Below are 16225 nucleotides of genomic sequence, written 5' to 3' on the forward strand. Positions count from 1 at the left end.
CGGGCTAGGTCTTGGGGAACAGATTTTGAGGAGTTTGCTATGAGCAGTCTGGTACCAATCCGTTTTGAGGCTTTTGACGTGGATGCCATGGCGCAGGCGGAAGGGCGCGTGGCAATCATCATTCCCGCGGATGGCAAGATGAGCCCCGCCGTGCGACGTGCCAACAAACTGACGCGTGGAGCGGTTGCTCGGTTGGTGGAAAGCGATCGGTTCGAAAAGGTGAAAACCGGGGATGTGATCTCGCTGGCCTGGCCGGTTGGTATGGCCGCGCAAGCATTGGACATCGTGGTCCTGCCGCGCCGCCCTGAAGTGGATGAGGCGCGCAAAGCGGGTGCTGCATTGGCAAAATTGGCCGGCGGAAAAGACCTTTTGGTGATGGCGGGCAATCAGGTGCGCGTGGAACATCTGTCGATGGGCATCGCTTTGCGCAGCTACGATTTCGACGTCCACAAGACCAAGGATAGCGATGCGACAGGTTCGGTCACGATCAGCCACAGCAAGCATGGCGAGGCCGAGACGGCCTTTGCCCCAATGTATGCGGTTGCCGATGGTGTTCGGATGACCCGCGACTTGACGAATGAGCCTGCAAACATCCTGACCACCACCGAATTCGCCGACCGTCTGGACGAGATGAAATCGCTGGGCCTCGAGGTCGAGGTGCTGGAGGAAGACAAGCTGGCCGAACTGGGCATGCGCACACTGTTGAGCGTTGGGCAAGGCTCGGTCAGCCCCTCGAAAGTTGTGGTGATGCAGTGGAACGGGGGCGACAAGGATGATGCACCTCTGGCTCTGGTCGGGAAGGGTGTTGTGTTTGACACTGGGGGGATCTCGCTGAAACCGGCGGGTGGCATGGAAGACATGACCATGGACATGGGCGGCGCGGGCGTTGTGGCTGGCACTATGCGCGCGTTGGCCAAGCGCAAGGCCAAGGCCAATGTGGTCGGTCTTGTGGGGCTGGTCGAGAACATGCCCTCGGGCAATGCGACCCGTCCGGGTGATGTGGTTAAGTCAATGAAGGGCGATACGGTCGAGATCATCAACACAGACGCTGAGGGCCGTTTGGTTCTGTGCGACGCGATGTGGTACGCGCAGGAGAGGTTCTCTCCAGTCGGTATGATTGATCTGGCGACCCTGACCGGGGCGGTCATCATCGGACTTGGCCATGAGAACGCAGGAGTGTTTTCGAACAACGATACCTTCTGCGATGCCTTCCTGAAATCGGCCAAGGCTGAGGACGAAGGCGCATGGCGGCTGCCGTTGGGCGCGGCCTATGACAAGCAGCTGAAGTCACGCATCGCGGATATGAAGAATGTGGGCGGACGGCCTGCTGGCTCGATCACAGCGGCGCAGTTCCTGCAACGCTTTGTCAAGGAAGAGACGCCCTGGATTCATCTCGACATCGCCGGTGTCGCCTCGGTCGCGGCTGAGACGTCCTATGCTCCCAAAGGCGCCACAGGCTGGGGTGTGCGCGCGCTGAGCCGCTTTGTGCAGGACAATTTCGAGTAGACCCATGGGGGCCGTCTATTTCTATCACCTGACCCGTCAGCCGCTGGAGCATACTTTGCCGGTCCTGCTGGACAAGGCGCGTAAGGCCGGGTGGAAGATTGCCGTGCGGGGGACTGATCCTGCGCGGCTGGACTGGCTTGATGAAAAACTGTGGTTGGGACCCGAGGACGGGTTCTTGCCGCACGGACGGGTCGGTGGGCCGCATGATGCGATGCAACCGATTCTGCTGACCTCGGACATGCAGGCCGCAAATGATGCCACCTGCGTGATGGCGGTGGACGGTGCGGCGGTTGACCCGGATGAGGTCGCCGCTTTGGACCGGGTCTGCATTCTGTTCGATGGCAACGACATGGAGGCCGTTCAACATGCGCGCGGCCAGTGGAAAGCGCTGACCGGCGCGGGGTGTTCAGCGCAATACTGGTCCGAGGAATCGGGCCGGTGGGAAAAGAAAGCCGAAGCCTAGCGCGCGGCTGTTGCGGAAATCAGGAGAGCGACAAATGGAAATGAAGCCTTTGGGCCGCACCGGGATCATGGTGTCTGATCTGTGTCTTGGGACGATGACATTCGGATCGCAAACCTCGGAAGCAGGCGCGCATACGCAGATGGACGTGGCGCTGGCAGCCGGGATCAATTTTGTCGATGCCGCCGAGATGTACCCAGTCAACCCGGTCGCCAAAGAAACCATTGGCCGGACCGAGGAAATCCTTGGCAACTGGAATGCGGCCAATTCTGCGCGTCGGGGGGATTATGTTCTGGCCACCAAGCACTCGGGTGAGGGGCTTCGCTTTGTCCGCGATGGCGCGCCGATCACCGCTCAGACAATCCCCGAGGCCATCGAGGGCTCACTGCAGCGTTTGAAGACCGACTATATCGACCTCTATCAGTTTCACTGGCCCAATCGCGGCAGCTATATGTTCCGGCAGAATTGGACGTTCTCCCCGAAGGGGCACAACACCGATGAAGTGCTGGAGAATATGCAGGAGTGTCTGGAGGCGCTTCAGGTTCAGGTCGACAAGGGCAATATCCGGGCTTTTGGTCTGTCCAACGAAAGTGCCTGGGGTACGGCGCAATGGCTGCGTCTGTCAGAGCAGATGGGCGCCCCACGGGTGGCGTCGGTTCAGAATGAATACTCTCTGCTGTGCCGGCTGTTTGATACGGACATGGCCGAGTTGAGCGTTCATGAAGACGTGGGCCTGATGGCGTTCTCGCCTTTGGGAACTGGGTTGCTGACCGGCAAATATCAGGGCGGTGCCATTCCGGAAGCCTCGCGCATGTCACTGACGCCGGAGCTGGGGGGGCGCAAGTCCGAGCGGGTTTTTGATGCCGTTGACGTCTATTTGCAGATTGCCGCGCGGCATGGGCTGGACCCGACATTGATGGCGCTGGCGTGGTGCCGGACCCGTCCGTTCATGATGTCAGCCATCTTTGGCGCGACGACAGTGGCGCAGTTGGAGCATATCCTGTCTGGTATCGACCTGCGCTTGTCCGATGAGGTTCTGTCCGAGATCGAGGCGGCGCACAAAGCGCATCCGATGCCGTATTAGGGGGCGCTGCCCCCGGCGCGCGTGCCGCGCGCCTCCCCCGAGGTATTTCTGGCCAGATGAAGCGGATCCGTTCAGTGATGGGTGGGGTGCGCGCTATCCTGTCTGAGGTCACGGGCTGACAGGCCGTGGGCTGTGCGAAAGGCGCGGGCGAAGCTGGATTGCGAGGTGAACCCGGTGGCTTGGGCCACGTCCATCAGCGACATGTCGGTATCGGTGACCAGACGGCGGGCCTCGGCCATGCGCAGCTGCAGGTAGTGGTCCTGCGGCGTGGTGTTCAGGCGCAGGCGAAACTGCTGCTGCAGGGTGCGCGGGCTGGTGCCCAATCTGTCGGCGATATGGGCTAGTGGCAGCGGATCGTCGAGCGCGGCCTCCATCAGGCTATTGGCTTTGGACGTCAGCGCGGAGTGGTGGTTCGCCTTGGGGGCCTCTGTTTTGGTTTGGGCCGGAGCGCCTTCGTACAGGAACTGGTTCGAGACACGTGCGGCAAAACCTGCACCATGGCGTGCGGCGATGATGTGCAGCATCATCTCGACCGCGGGGATCGCGCCGCCCGAGGTCAGTCGGTTTTCGGAGATTGCAAAGCGGTTTGCCTGAACATCGACCTTGGGAAAGCGGCGCGCGAAACTGTCGAGATCGTCCCAATGGGTGGTCGCGGTGTGACCATCGAGCAGACCAGCCTCGGCCAGCAGCCAGGGCCCTCCGTCTATTCCGGCCATGGTGGCACCCGTGGCCGCGATGCGCCGCAATCCTGCGATCAGGCTGGGGGTTGCCTGGCGGGCCATTTGAAATCCGGCGACGACAATCATCAGGTCGCAGCTTTGCAGACGGGCCAGCGGGATACCGGGAACGGTGAGCGCACTGGTCAGCATGACCGGCTCGTCCGTTGGGGTCACATAGTCCCAATCAAAGGCCGGGCGATCGGCCAAACGGTTGGCGGCGCGTATCGGATCTACGGCCGAGGCGAGGCTGAGTGTGCTGCATTCATCCAGCACCAACAGCGCCGTTTTCAGGGCGCGATGTTCCGGTTGCAGTATGTTTTTTGCGGATTTCATCAAGTTCGATTCGCATTCTGACAAGTGTTTCCACAAGGCTGCGCCAGAGGCGGCGGTTGCGCAAATCGGAATCCGGGGAGAAGCCTGGGGAAAACTTTGGTCAAAACTGGGTATAACTTGGGGAAAACGTTTTTGCCCGGAAAACGGCAGGTATTCCATTGTTAGGCGCCCGCCCATCAGACAGGGCCGGGCACCGTGTGCAATCTGCTGGCCAGCCGAATTGGCCCGCGAACCGGATGGGCGGAGCGTGTTGTTTTTGATGGCGCGACAAGCGCGTAGAGCTAAGGCGTCAGCCTTGATTCGGGCCTCGGATTTGGCGGATTGTGCGGCGGACGGCTTGCCAGTCTTTGGCCTCTTGCGTGTTTCCGGCGGCCTCACATTCGCGCATCTTCTGAGCGGCTTCCGCCTCGGCCCGGTCGCCGTGCGCGGAGTAGAGGGCGCGTGCATATTGAGCGGTTTGTAGTGCGTCCATTCTGATCATCCTCCGTAGAGTGTCTGCGCGTTCGCGGTGTCACTATACTACAGGATCTGAAAAACCGCACGTTTGAGGCGTCAGCCCTTTGCAATCTCCGCTCGCAACCCGCGCAGGTATTCCGGGAATCGGCGGGCGGTCATCTCAGCCTCGCGGATCAGGGTGTCGAAATGCCGGCTGAACACCTCGATACGGTCGCGGTCTCGGAAGGCCATGTAATGGCTGCCCGCGTAGAAGACGCAAAGAAGCGGGCCGAAGATCGTGACAGGTGCGGAATACAGGCGTTTGGCATCGAACAGATAGATGCGCAGGCGGGGATAGTGCTGCTCACTGAGGTCCAAAAGGTGGTCGATCTGTTCCAGACGGACCGGTAAGGGTAGGCCTTCGTAGTAGCCGGTCCCGAGGGCAAAGCTGCGGATTTCATACAAAGGCATTGCGATCTCATAGTCCGACTGGGCGCTGCGCATCCAGGACAGGCGATCCTCGGACGCGCCAATCGCTTGATCTGCTGTGCGGCCCAAATGCGGGGCGTATTCCCATTCGAGGATCGCGCGGGTCTTGAGCATATCGGGCAGGGTCGCGGGCACGTAGCGGATTTTGTAGCCTGCAGCCTCTTGATGCCATTGGAAAATACGCTCATCGACAAGGGCGCGGGGGGCCTCGGTCATGGTTAGGGAGCTCGCCAGCAGTTCCGCGGCGCTTTCGGGGCGGTCCGAGAGGCTTAGCAGCCAATCTGCTGAGACGCCCAGAGCAGAGGCGCAACTGCCGACCACATGGGCGTTGGGCAGGCGGGCGCCCTCATCGGTCAGTAGCTGTGATACGGTCGAGCGGTCGACACCGATATGTCGGGCAAGTGCGCTTTGGCTGACACCGGTGTCCTCCATCGCGCGGGAAAGTCGCTGGCGAAACTGAGCAGCGCGGACTCGTTTGTCGATTTTCTCTATCATATGAAGATAAATATCACTTCTGATGATTTTTGTTAATCATATTCAGAATTCCCAACACGCCACCCGTTGAGTAACGCTTTTGTGATAACAACAAAAAACGGGGTTCGGAATGGAAACGCGACGAAGATCTGTCGTGAAAGCACTCATTTGGAATGTGATGGGTTTTGTGATTATGACGCTGGTGGGCCTGATCGCCACCGGGTCAGTTTCCTTGGGCGGCGTGGTGGCGCTGGTCAACACCGCTATCGGTCTGACGCTTTACATTGTTTATGAGCGGGTCTGGGCGGGGATCTCATGGGGGCGTCATGGGGAAAGCTAAAACGCCCGAATGGGGCACATTGGCCCTGATCGCCGCATGTTACGCGGCCTGGTTGATTGCCACTTTCTACGTGGCAGGTTGGAGCCTGTGGCCCGCCATCCCGATGATGGGGGCGATTGCCGCCCTACATTCCTCGCTGACGCATGAGGCTCTGCATGGTCATCCGTTTCGCACGAAATGGTTGAACGAGGCACTGATGGCCCTGCCATTGACCCTGTTCATTCCATTTAACCGGTTTCGCGACCTACACCTTGCGCATCATCAGGATTCGAACCTGACAGATCCCTATGACGACCCCGAGAGCAACTACCATGACCCAAAGGTCTGGGCGCAGCTGTCTGGATGGCAAAAGAGGGTGCTTACCGCCAACAACACCCTGTTCGGGCGCATGGTGTCGGGGCCTGCGATTGGGCAGGTCATGTTTCTGCGGGACGAATGGAACAGCCTGATCCGTGGTGACCGTTCAGTCGCTCTTGCATGGGCGCTGCATATCCCCGGAGTTGCGGTGGTTCTGTGGGTCGTCGCGCACTCCTCCATGCCGATTTGGGCCTATGTCATGGCGGCCTATATCGGGTTGGGTCTCGTGAAGATCCGCACCTTCCTTGAACACCGCGCGCATGAGAAATCACGCGCCCGCACGGTGATCGTCGAAGATCGCGGTATCCTGGCTTTCTTGTTTCTGAACAACAACCTGCACGTGGTTCATCACATGAATCCATCGGCCCCTTGGTACGAATTGCCCGCGCTCTATCAATCGGGGAAAGAGCGGTATCAGGATTGCAACGAAGCCTATGTCTACACATCCTATGCCGAGATATTCAGGGCGTATTTCTGGCGGGCGAAGGACCCGGTGCCGCATCCGCTCTGGCCAAAACCCTGATTTAAAGACAGAACGGAGTTCATGAGTCTATGGATTCCAATCACCATCGCCGCCGCCGGTTTTCAGACGGTCAGGTTTATGCTGCAAAAATCGCTGAGCAGTGTGAAACTGTCTGCGGCGGGGGCAACCTTTGCGCGCTTTGCCTATTCCTTGCCTCTGGCTCTGGTGGGGCTGGTCGTGGCCATTCAGGTCACCGGGTTGAGCCTGCCCGAACTGTCCGTGCGGTTCTGGGTGTTTGCAGTGATCGGCGGCACCTCGCAGATTTTGGCCACGATCTGTGTCGTCGCCCTGTTCAAGCAGCGCAACTTTGCCGTCGGTATCACGTTCAAGAAGACCGAAGTCATCCAAACCGCGATCGTTGGATTTGTGGTGTTGGGCGATCAGGTCTCGACCGGGGCGCTGGGGGCGATTGTCGTGGGGCTTCTGGCGGTGCTGCTTTTGTCCAAAACACCCGGTGGGGACGGGGCGTGGTGGCAGCATCTGACCAATCGCGCCTCGCGGCTGGGGCTGGGCTCGGGGGTCTTGTTTGCTTTTTCCTCAGTTAGTTATCGCGGAGCCTCGCTTGAGCTGGGCGATATCGACGCGTGGTTTCGTGCGTTGGTCACGCTGGCCGCAGTGGTCACGTTTCAGTTCGTCAGCATGGGGATCTGGCTGCTGTGGCGCGACCGGGCCGAGTTGCGCGCGGTGTGGAACACGCGCCGAACCGGCGTGTTCGTTGGCCTGACCAGCCTGTGCGGATCGTTCTGCTGGTTCTTCGCCTTCACCTTGCAGAACGCGGCCTATGTCAAAGCACTGGGACAGGTTGAGCTATTGCTCAGCCTGCTTGCCTCGACCCTGTTTTTCCGTGAGACCATCACCCGGCGCGAGATCGCCGGGATGCTGTTGCTGGGTGCGTCGATTCTCGCGCTGGTGCTGTCGATCTAAGCGCCAGGGATTAGCCCGCGCGGCGTTCATCAAAGCTGAGAGCGATGAAGCTGGGCAGGTGATCGCCCATGCCGACAACGGCCGGGCCATGATCGTCCTTGCGACCACGACCGCGACCCTTGGGTTCGCGAGGCTCTCGCTCTTTCTTGCCTTCGCTGCGCTTGCTTTCCGCTGCTTTGGGGGGCTTCTCGGCTTTCGGCTTCTCGGGCTTTGGTTCTTCCTTGACCGGATTGTCGAGGCGCGGAATTTCCTTCTGGATCAGCTTCTCAATCGCATCCAGAGCCTTTTCGTCGCGACCCGAACAGATCGTCACGGCCTTGCCTTCGCGTCCGGCACGGCCCGTACGGCCGATGCGGTGCACATAGTCCTCGGCATGGCCGGGCACGTCGAAGTTGAACACATGGCTAACGGACGGGATATCCAGACCACGTGCCGCCACGTCCGAGGCAACCAACAGGCGCAGTGATCCATCGCGGAACCCGTCCAGCGTTTTCATCCGCTGCGACTGATCCAGATCGCCATGGATCGCGGCGGCGTTATAGCCATATTTCTTCAGCGATTTCGCGCAGATATCCACATCTGTCTTGCGGTTGCAGAAGATGATCGCGTTCGTGCATTTCTCACCTTCGGCATCGATCAGCGCACGCAAAACCTTGCGTTTGCTGCTCGCCTCGCGATCCCGGCGACCGCCTTTAAACATCACCACGCCCTGTTCAATCGTCTCGGACGCGGTGGCCTGACGGGCGACCTCAATCCGCGCGGGGGCGGACAGGAAGGTGTCGGTGATACGCTCGATCTCCGAGGCCATAGTGGCCGAGAAGAACAGCGTTTGGCGCGTGAAGGGCGTCAGCGAGAAGATGCGCTCGATATCGGGGATGAAGCCCATATCCAGCATCCGGTCGGCCTCATCCACGACCATGATCTGCACGCCGGTCAGCAGCAACTTGCCGCGTTCGAAATGGTCCAGAAGACGGCCCGGCGTGGCGATCAGAACGTCTACGCCGCGGTCGATCAGGGCCTCTTGCTCTTTGAAGCTGACACCGCCGATCAGAAGGGCCTTGGTCAGTTTCAGATGTTTGGTATAGGTGTCGAAATTCTCGGCCACCTGCGCGGCGAGTTCCCGTGTCGGGCACAGCACCAGCGAACGCGGCATCCGGGCCCGGGCGCGGCCACGGGCCAGCAGGGTGATCATCGGCAGCGTGAAGCTTGCGGTTTTCCCGGTGCCGGTCTGGGCGATGCCCAACACATCACGCCCTTCAAGCGCGGGTGGAATCGCACCTTCTTGAATCGGAGTGGGGGTTTCGTATCCGGCTTCCTCAATGGCTTTGAGGACCTTCGGGTTCAGGTTCAGTTCGGTAAACTTTGTCATATATGTCCGATTATTGCGGACACTTGACCTGGCCCGCGCGTCTGCGTCATGCCGGGTCAATCTGACCATGCGCACCATGCGCGTTTCGGCTTGAGGCGGGACATAACAAAAACGTGGGGCGGGGTCAAATGAACTGAAATCCCGACGGCGTCAACCGGCTGGAATTGGCATTTTTTGCAACAATTCAGCAGCTTCCGGGAAAGTGTTTCGCCACTTTTTCATCCAGTTGCAACGGGCGGTGTCGGATCTGGTCATGCGCTTCAAGCCGGGCACGGACGTCCGGGTCGGTAGCGCTGAGTTCATCGTAAAACGCACGTAGCCCATCAAGACCATGGGCGGATTCGATATGACTGAACAGCTCGTTCTTGTTCACACCGCCTTGATCGCGGGGCAGGTTTGGGGACATGCCAGGTTTGTAGGAGCCACGCTCCATCCGGAAACGGTAATGTTTGAACCAATGCTCCCAACTCGGGGCGTGATGGTGGCACAGCTCCAGCCCCGGCAGCTCGAACTTGCAGGGCAGGAGGGTCTTGTCCTGAAACAGGTTGTGGATACGAAAACTCAGCTTTTTCAGACCCGTGCGCACGATCAATTTGCCCTGCACATGGCTGAGGAACCCCCCAAGCACATGGGCGCCATAGGTGGGATAGAGCGCCTGCACCAAAGCCTCGCGGTCCGGGCTTTTGGGGATATGCGCTTTGTACAGGTCCTCGGCCCCGGCAATGGCCTCGATCGGGCGGACCCGAACAGCGGGGATATCTGCGGGCACGGTATCCAGCCGCTCCGGGATGGGGGCGTCCGCCCACAGGAACTCATCCACATCGATATGGGCCAGCCAATCCAGATCTGTTTTGCGATAGGTATAGCTGGCATGGGTGGATTGGCGCACCTGATGCTTGCCCGGGCGCGTCCGGTTCCGGCTTAGCCAGAATGCGTCATCGCAGAGTGTCACCTGTACCTTCGGGTGCTGCTCCAACTGGTGCTGCGCCTCAGGGTTGGGCTCATCTAGATAGAGGTATAGCCGGTCGGCCCCCAGATCCAGGTGGTGGGCCGCGAACCGCAGGATATCCTGCGCGGGCCCTCGCACCATTGAGACAACACCCCATGTGGTCATCGTCGCTGTATCCGGGCGAGACGGCGTTCGCGCATCTTTTTCAGGCGACGAAAGACGGTTCCGGGGTCTTTGTTCAGCTCGGTCATCAAGTGATCCGCCAGCGGCGCAATGGTCGGATCGGTCAGTGCCTTGGTCCAGATCGGCGCGATGAGCGCCACGGCCAGCCCTCCGCGCTCCAGTGAGAAAGACTGCATCTGCAACGGCAGCGGAGCGGTGCTTTTGCCGCGAAACCAATGGGTTTCCTCGGGGCCGCGTTTGGAGAACAGCCGCTCGAACTCATAGAGCTTCATCAGCCCGAACAGCATCCGCAGCGCCTGACCGACCTCGCGTTGCGTCGGGGTGTCGCCGTGATCGGCAAAGGTCTGCACCGAGGAGACGAGCCAGCGCGGATCGAGCGCTTCCAGCAGATGCGGGGATTGCTCGGCCCAGAGCCGCCGGAACAAAGCGGGTGTGTGACGCGGATAGGAGCGTTTGCGCAGATTGGCGATCAGCTGAGCGTTCAGGAAGGCCAGTTCCGAATTGCCCACGAACTCGGTCGCGATCTTGGCGCGCTTTTGGTCCCACGCGGTGGCATCGTCGCTTTCGGGGGCGAGGGTCGCGATTTCGGGCACGACCTGTTGCGCCAATGCGTCCAGATCAACGTCCAGATCGGGCAGGGGACGGGTGCCGAACACAAAAGGCGCGCGCCTGTTTTCCAGGATCTCCAGCATGTCGGGCAGGCCGCCGGGAAAGGTCAGGTCGTCGTCGCTCATGCGGGCAGAATTGCACAGCCGGGATTGGCTGTGCAATCAGGCAGTTGGATCACACCATCATCTCTTTGGTGGCCGTCAGGTTCAGCGCCGGATAGTCGCGCACGACCCGGTCGATATCCCATTGCAGACGGGTCAGATAGACTATGTCGCCATCGTGGTCATGGGCGATATGCTGTTTGTTGGCGTTGACGAATTTCTCAACCTCGGTCTTCTCACCGCTGACCCAACGGGCCGAGGTGAACTGAGACGCCTCGAACCGCACCGGCAGGCCGTATTCCATCTCGATCCGGCTGGCGAGCACTTCAAACTGCAGCGCACCAACGACTCCCACGATAAAGCCCGAGCCGATCGAGGGTTTGAACACTTTGGCCGCGCCTTCTTCGGCAAACTGCATGAGCGCCTTTTCCAGATGCTTGGCCTTCATCGGATCGCCCGGACGGACGGTCTGCAGCAGTTCCGGCGCAAAGGACGGAATGCCGGTCACGCGGATCGCCTCGCCCTCGGTCAGCGTATCGCCGATGCGCAGCTGGCCGTGGTTCGGAATGCCGATGATATCGCCGGCCCAGGCTTCTTCGGCCAGTTCCCGGTCGGAGGCCAGAAACAGAACAGGGTTCGAGATCGCCATAGGCTTTTTCGACCGCACATGGGTCAGCTTCATGCCGCGTTTGAAATGCCCCGAGGCCATACGCACAAAGGCCACCCGGTCGCGGTGCTTGGGGTCCATATTGGCCTGCACCTTGAAGACAAAACCGGCGACCTTCTTTTCATCCGGGGAGATCTGGCGGGGCTCAGCCGATTGGATCTGCGGCTGAGGACCATAGGCGCCGATCCCCTCCATCAGCTCTTTCACGCCAAACGAGTTGATCGCTGAGCCAAACCAGATCGGGGTCATGTGGCCCTCTAATACGGCCTGAGGGTCCAGTGCGGGCAGCAATTCGCGCGCCATCTCGACCTCTTCCAGCAGTTTCTCCAGCAGATGTTCGGGTACGTGTTCGGCCAGTTTGGGATCGTCCAAACCGTCGATCTGGATGCTCTCGGCCACTTTGTTGCGGTCGGCGCGGTCCATCAGTTCCAGCCGGTCGCGCAGCATGTCATAGCAGCCGATGAAGTCGCGACCCACGCCGATGGGCCACGCAGCGGGCGTGACATCGATGGCCAGCATTTCCTGAATTTCGTCGATGATCTCGAACGTATCGCGGCTTTCGCGGTCCATCTTGTTACAGAAGGTCAGGATCGGCAGATCGCGCAGGCGGCAGACCTCGAACAGCTTCTGTGTCTGGCTCTCCACACCCTTGGCACCGTCGATCACCATCACAGCCGCATCCACCGCAGTCAGCGTGCGATAAGTATCTTCCGAGAAATCGCTGTGGCCGGGCGTGTCGACAAGGTTGAACCGGAAATCCCCATAGTCGAACGACATCGCCGAGGCGGATACCGAGATACCCCGATCCTTCTCCATCTGCATGAAGTCCGACCGCGTGCGCCGCGCCTCACCCTTGGCGCGCACCTGACCGGCCATCTGGATCGCGCCCCCGTACAACAGGAACTTTTCGGTCAGCGTCGTCTTGCCCGCATCCGGGTGCGAGATGATGGCGAATGTCCGACGACGAGCGATCTCGGGCGGCAATACGGGTTGGTTCGAGGCGGTATCAAGCATGAGCGCGCGTATAGGCGGGGAAACCCGCCGAAGCAAGACAAACGGACTGGTTCGAATCGGCAAGTTGTGGCAAAGAGAACATATAGTGAACAAATTGTGGGAGTGAACCAATGGAATTGAAAGAGATTGCGAACGAACTTGTGGCCGGTTGCCGCGAAAACCGTACCGCTGAGAACTTGGGCAAACTCTATGCCGCGGATGCTGTCTCGGCCGAGGCGGTGGATGATGTTGGCATGGGGCGTGAGGTCCAGGGTCTGGATGCCATTCGCGGCAAACATGAATGGTGGGACAGCGCGACAGAGGTCAGCCATGTCTCGGTCAGTGATCCGATGCTGCATGGCGACGACCGCTTTGCCGTGATTTTCGAGATCAAGGGCAAGTTCATAGAAAGCGGCGAGAATTTCGATATGAGCGAAGTGGGTGTCTACCACGTGGCCGATGGCAAAATTGTGAGGGAAGAGTTCTTCTACTAGGGCCTGTTGCATTCTGGTCTTCTCTGTCTGGCTGGTGCTAGACATGCGGGCAACAACAGACAGAGGGGATCAGAATGGATCTGGGAATTCGCGGCAAGCGTGCGTTGGTTTGTGCCAGCAGCAAAGGGCTTGGACTGGGCTGCGCCGAGGCGTTGGCTGAAGCAGGCGTTGATCTGGTGATGAATGCGCGCGGTGCTGAAGCGCTGGATTCTGAAGCGGCGCGGTTGCGTGCGGACCACGGCGTCGCTGTTGAGACGGTGCCCTGCGATGTGACCTCGGCCGAAGGTCAGGCGAAAGTGATGGAGGCCGCGCAAGCTGTTGATATTCTGGTCACAAATGCGGGCGGGCCGCCTCCGGGTCTGTGGTCGGACTGGGATCGTGACGATTTCATCAAGGCGCTGGATTCCAACATGCTGACTCCGATCGCTTTCATGAAAGCGCTGCTGCCGGGGATGATGGACAAAGGCTGGGGGCGGGTGGTGAATATCACTTCGCAATCCGTGCGTGCGCCGATCCCGGCTCTGGGTCTTTCGAATGCTGCGCGCACCGGGCTGACCGGCTATGTGGCCGGAACGGCGCGTCAGGTCGCCCCGCAAGGTGTGACGATCAACAACCTGCTTCCGGGGATTCATGACACCGACCGCGCCTTGTCGCTGGATACCGGTGTGTCCAATCAACAGGGGATTTCGCTGGATGAAGCCCGCGCGGCCCGGTCCGCCACGATCCCGGCGCGTCGCTACGGTACGCGTCAGGAGTTCGGCGCGGCTTGTGCTTTCCTATGCTCTCAACACGCGGGCTTTATCGTTGGGCAGAACATCCTGCTGGATGGCGGCGCAACCAATTTGACGATGTAAGAATGGCTCAGAATTTCTCTCTGAAGGACCAACTGTTCAACATGGAAAAGACCCGCTATCTGGCGGGTTTGTTCCAGTCGGCGGACCCAGACTTCGACGCCGAAGCATTCGAAGCGCAGGTCATGTCGCGCCTGTTGGAGTTGGAACTGAAAGAGAGAATGACCTGGATCGCCAATTGCCTGCAGCAGTCCGTTCCGGGCAATTTGCCCGCGGTCGCGCCGTTGATCCTGCGCGCCTTGCCGCCTCCACTAGACCCCAGCAAAACGGATGATGATTTCGGCGATTTCATCTTTGCGCCGCTTGGGGATTGGGTTGTCGCAGTTGGTGCCGAGCATCCGGAACTGGCGTTGGACGTGCTGGAGGAAATCACACAGCGTTTTTCGATGGAATGGGCGATCCGTCCGTTCCTGAACAGCCATCCCGATTTGGTCTTGGCGCGGATGCAACGCTGGAGCAAGCACGACAGCTATCATGTGCGCCGTCTCGTCAGTGAGGGCACGCGGCCCCGTTTGCCATGGGGGCAGGCGGTGGGTCTTGCGCTGACAGACCCGCTGCCTTTGCTGGATGATCTGCATCGGGACAAAACACGTTATGTGACGCGCTCGGTTGCGAACCATCTGAACGATATTACCAAAAGGGACCCGGATCTGGTTCTGGACTGCCTGCAGCGCTGGCGCGAGGCAGGTGAGCAAGAAGAGGCAGAGCTGGAGTGGATGATCTCTCATACCCTGCGTGGTCTTGTGAAGGCGGGGCATCCGGGGGCGATGAAGATGCTGGGCTATGACCCGGACGCGGATGTCACTGCAATCATTTCTGTTGAGGGCGAGGCCCGGATCAATGGCGCGTTGGCGTTCTCGGTCGAGTTGCAAGGGTCTTCTGACCAACCTGTTCTAGTGGATTATATCATCCACTTTCAACGCCCTAACGGAAAGACTTCGGCCAAGGTTCACAAGCTGAAACAGGCCGCGCTGAAGAACGGCGCGTTGCGTCTGGACAAACGCCACAAGCTCAAAGGCAATGCGACCACGTTCAAACTGGTGCCGGGAGTGCATCGGCTTGAGATTCAGGTGAACGGAAAAATCCGCGCCGGTGTCGATTTCGAGTTGCTTGCGGAATAGCTGATCCCTTGCGCCGGACGGGCGGGGTTGCTATCCCCGCTCAAGCCCGATGGAATTGATCGGGAAAGGCAACAGGACCCATCTGTGACAGGCAACACACCTCCTCCTCGTTTGGAAATTCGCAATATGATCCGCCGGTTCGAAGGCCGGGTTGTGGTGGATGACGTCTCGCTCACGGTCGAGGCGGGGCGGGTGACCTGCCTGCTTGGGCCGTCCGGTTGCGGCAAATCCACAACCTTGCGGATAATCGCCGGGGTCGAGATGCAGGACGAAGGGCAGATCTATGTCGACGGCAAGCTGATCTGTGACACGGTGTTCCGCGTTCCGCCTGAACGTCGTGAAATTGGGTTGATGTTTCAGGACTTTGCCCTGTTCCCGCATCTCAGCGTGGCCGATAACGTGAGTTTCGGCCTGAAAGGCAGCAAGGATCAAAAACGAGCCCGGGTCGAGGAGCTGCTGACCAAAGTCGATCTGATGCGATTCATCGACGGGTTCCCGCATCAACTGTCCGGCGGCGAACAGCAGCGGGTAGCTTTGGCGCGCGCTTTGGCACCGCGCCCCCGGATCATGTTGATGGACGAGCCGTTCTCGGGCCTCGACAACCGTTTGCGCGACGGTATCCGGGACGAAACGCTGGCTATCCTGAAAGAGGAAGACGCCGCCGTTCTGCTGGTCACGCATGAACCGGAAGAGGCCATGCGCATGGCCGACGAGATCGCCCTGATGCGGGGCGGCAAGATCGTGCAACAAGGCGCGCCTTACAACGTCTACACGCGGCCAGCGGACAAAGCAGCCGTCGCATTCTTCAGTGATGTCAACGTGTTGCAGGCGCAAGTGAATGGTGCCTTGGCCGAGACCCCGTTCGGACAATTCCTGGCGCCGGGCTTTCCGGACGGTACCGATGTCGAGATCGTTTTCCGCCCCCAACACCTCCGGCTGGATTTCGACCGTAACGGTAAAGGGCCTTTACCCACGGCCACAGATGGTGTTGCGGCGCGGGGCGTTGTTGAACGCGCTCGGTTTCTGGGCAATGAAAGCCTGGTCGAGTTTCGGATGGACTATGACGGCTCGATCCTGAAGGCGACGGTTCCGAACGTGTTTGTCCCCGCGCCAGGGCGGGCGATGTGGCTGACCATTCGGCGCGACCGCTGTTTCGTTTTCCCTAGATAGAGCGCAATTTCCCCGCAAGTGGTGCGCGAAAGCCGCAGATTGCGGGCCTGCATTGCTTGCCGCAACGCGGGGTC

General features: G+C 59.9%; 17 protein-coding genes. 10 read left to right on the plus strand and 7 right to left on the minus strand.

Going from position 1 to position 16225, the window contains the following annotated elements; translation table 11 throughout:
- Window positions 1-39: 39 nt before the first annotated feature.
- Genes ACR0AI_RS01610 through ACR0AI_RS01620 form a run of 3 tightly spaced genes read left to right on the plus strand, consistent with a single transcriptional unit; the run spans window position 40 to window position 3050 of the window.
- Window positions 40-1506: a leucyl aminopeptidase gene (locus ACR0AI_RS01610; RefSeq protein WP_480671160.1), complete on the plus strand. Its 1467-nt coding sequence runs from the start codon at window positions 40-42 to the stop codon at window positions 1504-1506.
- A gap of 4 nt (window positions 1507-1510) precedes the next feature.
- The gene (locus ACR0AI_RS01615) at window positions 1511-1969 is read left to right on the plus strand and encodes a DNA polymerase III subunit chi (protein ID WP_480671159.1); all 459 of its coding nucleotides are present in this window, start codon (window positions 1511-1513) and stop codon (window positions 1967-1969) included.
- A gap of 34 nt (window positions 1970-2003) precedes the next feature.
- A complete protein-coding gene (locus ACR0AI_RS01620; RefSeq protein WP_480671158.1) occupies window positions 2004-3050 on the plus strand; it encodes an aldo/keto reductase in 1047 nt (348 codons plus the stop codon).
- Between the two features lie 71 nt (window positions 3051-3121).
- Here the strand turns inward: ACR0AI_RS01620 and ACR0AI_RS01625 are convergent, their stop codons facing one another.
- From ACR0AI_RS01625 to ACR0AI_RS01635, 3 genes are all read right to left on the minus strand, one after another.
- Window positions 3122-4102, minus strand: a complete 981-nt coding sequence (locus ACR0AI_RS01625) for a GlxA family transcriptional regulator (RefSeq protein ID WP_480671157.1) — start codon at window positions 4100-4102, stop codon at window positions 3122-3124.
- Window positions 4103-4391: 289 nt separating this feature from the next.
- The gene (locus ACR0AI_RS01630) at window positions 4392-4574 is read right to left on the minus strand and encodes a hypothetical protein (protein ID WP_170373905.1); all 183 of its coding nucleotides are present in this window, start codon (window positions 4572-4574) and stop codon (window positions 4392-4394) included.
- 80 nt (window positions 4575-4654) lie between these two features.
- The gene (locus tag ACR0AI_RS01635; RefSeq protein WP_480538252.1) at window positions 4655-5521 is read right to left on the minus strand and encodes a helix-turn-helix domain-containing protein; all 867 of its coding nucleotides are present in this window, start codon (window positions 5519-5521) and stop codon (window positions 4655-4657) included.
- 109 nt (window positions 5522-5630) lie between these two features.
- On the opposite strand from ACR0AI_RS01635, the gene ACR0AI_RS01640 reads away from it, so the two are divergent.
- From ACR0AI_RS01640 to ACR0AI_RS01650, 3 genes are read left to right on the plus strand one after another with little or no spacing between them, the layout of a single operon-like run.
- Window positions 5631-5840, plus strand: coding sequence for a DUF2061 domain-containing protein (locus ACR0AI_RS01640; RefSeq protein ID WP_480671156.1), 210 nt, complete (start codon window positions 5631-5633; stop codon window positions 5838-5840).
- Window positions 5827-6720: a fatty acid desaturase gene (locus ACR0AI_RS01645; RefSeq protein WP_480671154.1), complete on the plus strand. Its 894-nt coding sequence runs from the start codon at window positions 5827-5829 to the stop codon at window positions 6718-6720. The genes ACR0AI_RS01640 and ACR0AI_RS01645 overlap by 14 nt, the downstream gene beginning before the upstream one ends.
- A gap of 21 nt (window positions 6721-6741) precedes the next feature.
- Window positions 6742-7644: an EamA family transporter gene (locus ACR0AI_RS01650; protein ID WP_480671152.1), complete on the plus strand. Its 903-nt coding sequence runs from the start codon at window positions 6742-6744 to the stop codon at window positions 7642-7644.
- Between the two features lie 10 nt (window positions 7645-7654).
- Here ACR0AI_RS01650 and ACR0AI_RS01655 read toward each other — a convergent pair whose 3' ends face one another.
- The 4 genes from ACR0AI_RS01655 to ACR0AI_RS01670 form a co-directional block, all read right to left on the minus strand.
- Complete coding sequence (locus ACR0AI_RS01655) at window positions 7655-9013, minus strand: DEAD/DEAH box helicase (RefSeq protein ID WP_480671150.1); 1359 nt, start codon at window positions 9011-9013, stop codon at window positions 7655-7657.
- Between the two features lie 184 nt (window positions 9014-9197).
- Window positions 9198-10127, minus strand: a complete 930-nt coding sequence (locus ACR0AI_RS01660; RefSeq protein ID WP_480671148.1) for a glycosyltransferase family 2 protein — start codon at window positions 10125-10127, stop codon at window positions 9198-9200.
- Window positions 10124-10879 carry a hypothetical protein gene (locus ACR0AI_RS01665; RefSeq protein ID WP_480671146.1) on the minus strand — a complete coding sequence of 252 codons (756 nt, stop codon included), beginning with the start codon at window positions 10877-10879 and terminating at the stop codon, window positions 10124-10126. The genes ACR0AI_RS01660 and ACR0AI_RS01665 overlap by 4 nt, the downstream gene beginning before the upstream one ends.
- A gap of 49 nt (window positions 10880-10928) precedes the next feature.
- Entirely contained in the window at window positions 10929-12536 is a 1608-nt protein-coding gene (locus tag ACR0AI_RS01670) for a peptide chain release factor 3 (protein WP_170705238.1), read from the minus strand.
- Between the two features lie 110 nt (window positions 12537-12646).
- Here ACR0AI_RS01670 and ACR0AI_RS01675 point away from each other — a divergent pair, with 110 nt between their 5' ends.
- From ACR0AI_RS01675 to ACR0AI_RS01690, 4 genes are all read left to right on the plus strand, one after another.
- A complete protein-coding gene (locus tag ACR0AI_RS01675) occupies window positions 12647-13009 on the plus strand; it encodes a SnoaL-like domain-containing protein (RefSeq protein WP_170373896.1) in 363 nt (120 codons plus the stop codon).
- A 74-nt stretch (window positions 13010-13083) separates the two neighbouring features.
- Window positions 13084-13863, plus strand: coding sequence for an SDR family oxidoreductase (locus tag ACR0AI_RS01680; protein WP_480671144.1), 780 nt, complete (start codon window positions 13084-13086; stop codon window positions 13861-13863).
- Window positions 13864-13865: 2 nt separating this feature from the next.
- The gene (locus ACR0AI_RS01685) at window positions 13866-14981 is read left to right on the plus strand and encodes a hypothetical protein (protein ID WP_480671142.1); all 1116 of its coding nucleotides are present in this window, start codon (window positions 13866-13868) and stop codon (window positions 14979-14981) included.
- A gap of 126 nt (window positions 14982-15107) precedes the next feature.
- Window positions 15108-16151: an ABC transporter ATP-binding protein gene (locus ACR0AI_RS01690; protein WP_480671640.1), complete on the plus strand. Its 1044-nt coding sequence runs from the start codon at window positions 15108-15110 to the stop codon at window positions 16149-16151.
- Window positions 16152-16225 lie beyond the last annotated feature (74 nt).

The organism is Ruegeria sp. BG3 (assembly GCF_056538485.1).

Excerpts from the sequence above, each read along its gene's own strand:
- ACR0AI_RS01610 (WP_480671160.1), top strand. The coding sequence starts at position 40 with ATGAGCAGTCTGGTACCAATCCGTTTTGAGGCTTTTGACGTGGATGCC.
- ACR0AI_RS01615 (WP_480671159.1), top strand. The coding sequence starts at position 1,511 with ATGGGGGCCGTCTATTTCTATCACCTGACCCGTCAGCCGCTGGAGCAT.
- ACR0AI_RS01620 (WP_480671158.1), top strand. The coding sequence starts at position 2,004 with ATGGAAATGAAGCCTTTGGGCCGCACCGGGATCATGGTGTCTGATCTG.
- ACR0AI_RS01625 (WP_480671157.1), bottom strand. The coding sequence starts at position 4,102 with ATGAAATCCGCAAAAAACATACTGCAACCGGAACATCGCGCCCTGAAA.
- ACR0AI_RS01630 (WP_170373905.1), bottom strand. The coding sequence starts at position 4,574 with ATGGACGCACTACAAACCGCTCAATATGCACGCGCCCTCTACTCCGCG.
- ACR0AI_RS01635 (WP_480538252.1), bottom strand. The coding sequence starts at position 5,521 with ATGATAGAGAAAATCGACAAACGAGTCCGCGCTGCTCAGTTTCGCCAG.
- ACR0AI_RS01640 (WP_480671156.1), top strand. The coding sequence starts at position 5,631 with ATGGAAACGCGACGAAGATCTGTCGTGAAAGCACTCATTTGGAATGTG.
- ACR0AI_RS01645 (WP_480671154.1), top strand. The coding sequence starts at position 5,827 with ATGGGGAAAGCTAAAACGCCCGAATGGGGCACATTGGCCCTGATCGCC.
- ACR0AI_RS01650 (WP_480671152.1), top strand. The coding sequence starts at position 6,742 with ATGAGTCTATGGATTCCAATCACCATCGCCGCCGCCGGTTTTCAGACG.
- ACR0AI_RS01655 (WP_480671150.1), bottom strand. The coding sequence starts at position 9,013 with ATGACAAAGTTTACCGAACTGAACCTGAACCCGAAGGTCCTCAAAGCC.
- ACR0AI_RS01660 (WP_480671148.1), bottom strand. The coding sequence starts at position 10,127 with ATGACCACATGGGGTGTTGTCTCAATGGTGCGAGGGCCCGCGCAGGAT.
- ACR0AI_RS01665 (WP_480671146.1), bottom strand. The coding sequence starts at position 10,879 with ATGAGCGACGACGACCTGACCTTTCCCGGCGGCCTGCCCGACATGCTG.
- ACR0AI_RS01670 (WP_170705238.1), bottom strand. The coding sequence starts at position 12,536 with ATGCTTGATACCGCCTCGAACCAACCCGTATTGCCGCCCGAGATCGCT.
- ACR0AI_RS01675 (WP_170373896.1), top strand. The coding sequence starts at position 12,647 with ATGGAATTGAAAGAGATTGCGAACGAACTTGTGGCCGGTTGCCGCGAA.
- ACR0AI_RS01680 (WP_480671144.1), top strand. The coding sequence starts at position 13,084 with ATGGATCTGGGAATTCGCGGCAAGCGTGCGTTGGTTTGTGCCAGCAGC.
- ACR0AI_RS01685 (WP_480671142.1), top strand. The coding sequence starts at position 13,866 with ATGGCTCAGAATTTCTCTCTGAAGGACCAACTGTTCAACATGGAAAAG.
- ACR0AI_RS01690 (WP_480671640.1), top strand. The coding sequence starts at position 15,108 with ATGATCCGCCGGTTCGAAGGCCGGGTTGTGGTGGATGACGTCTCGCTC.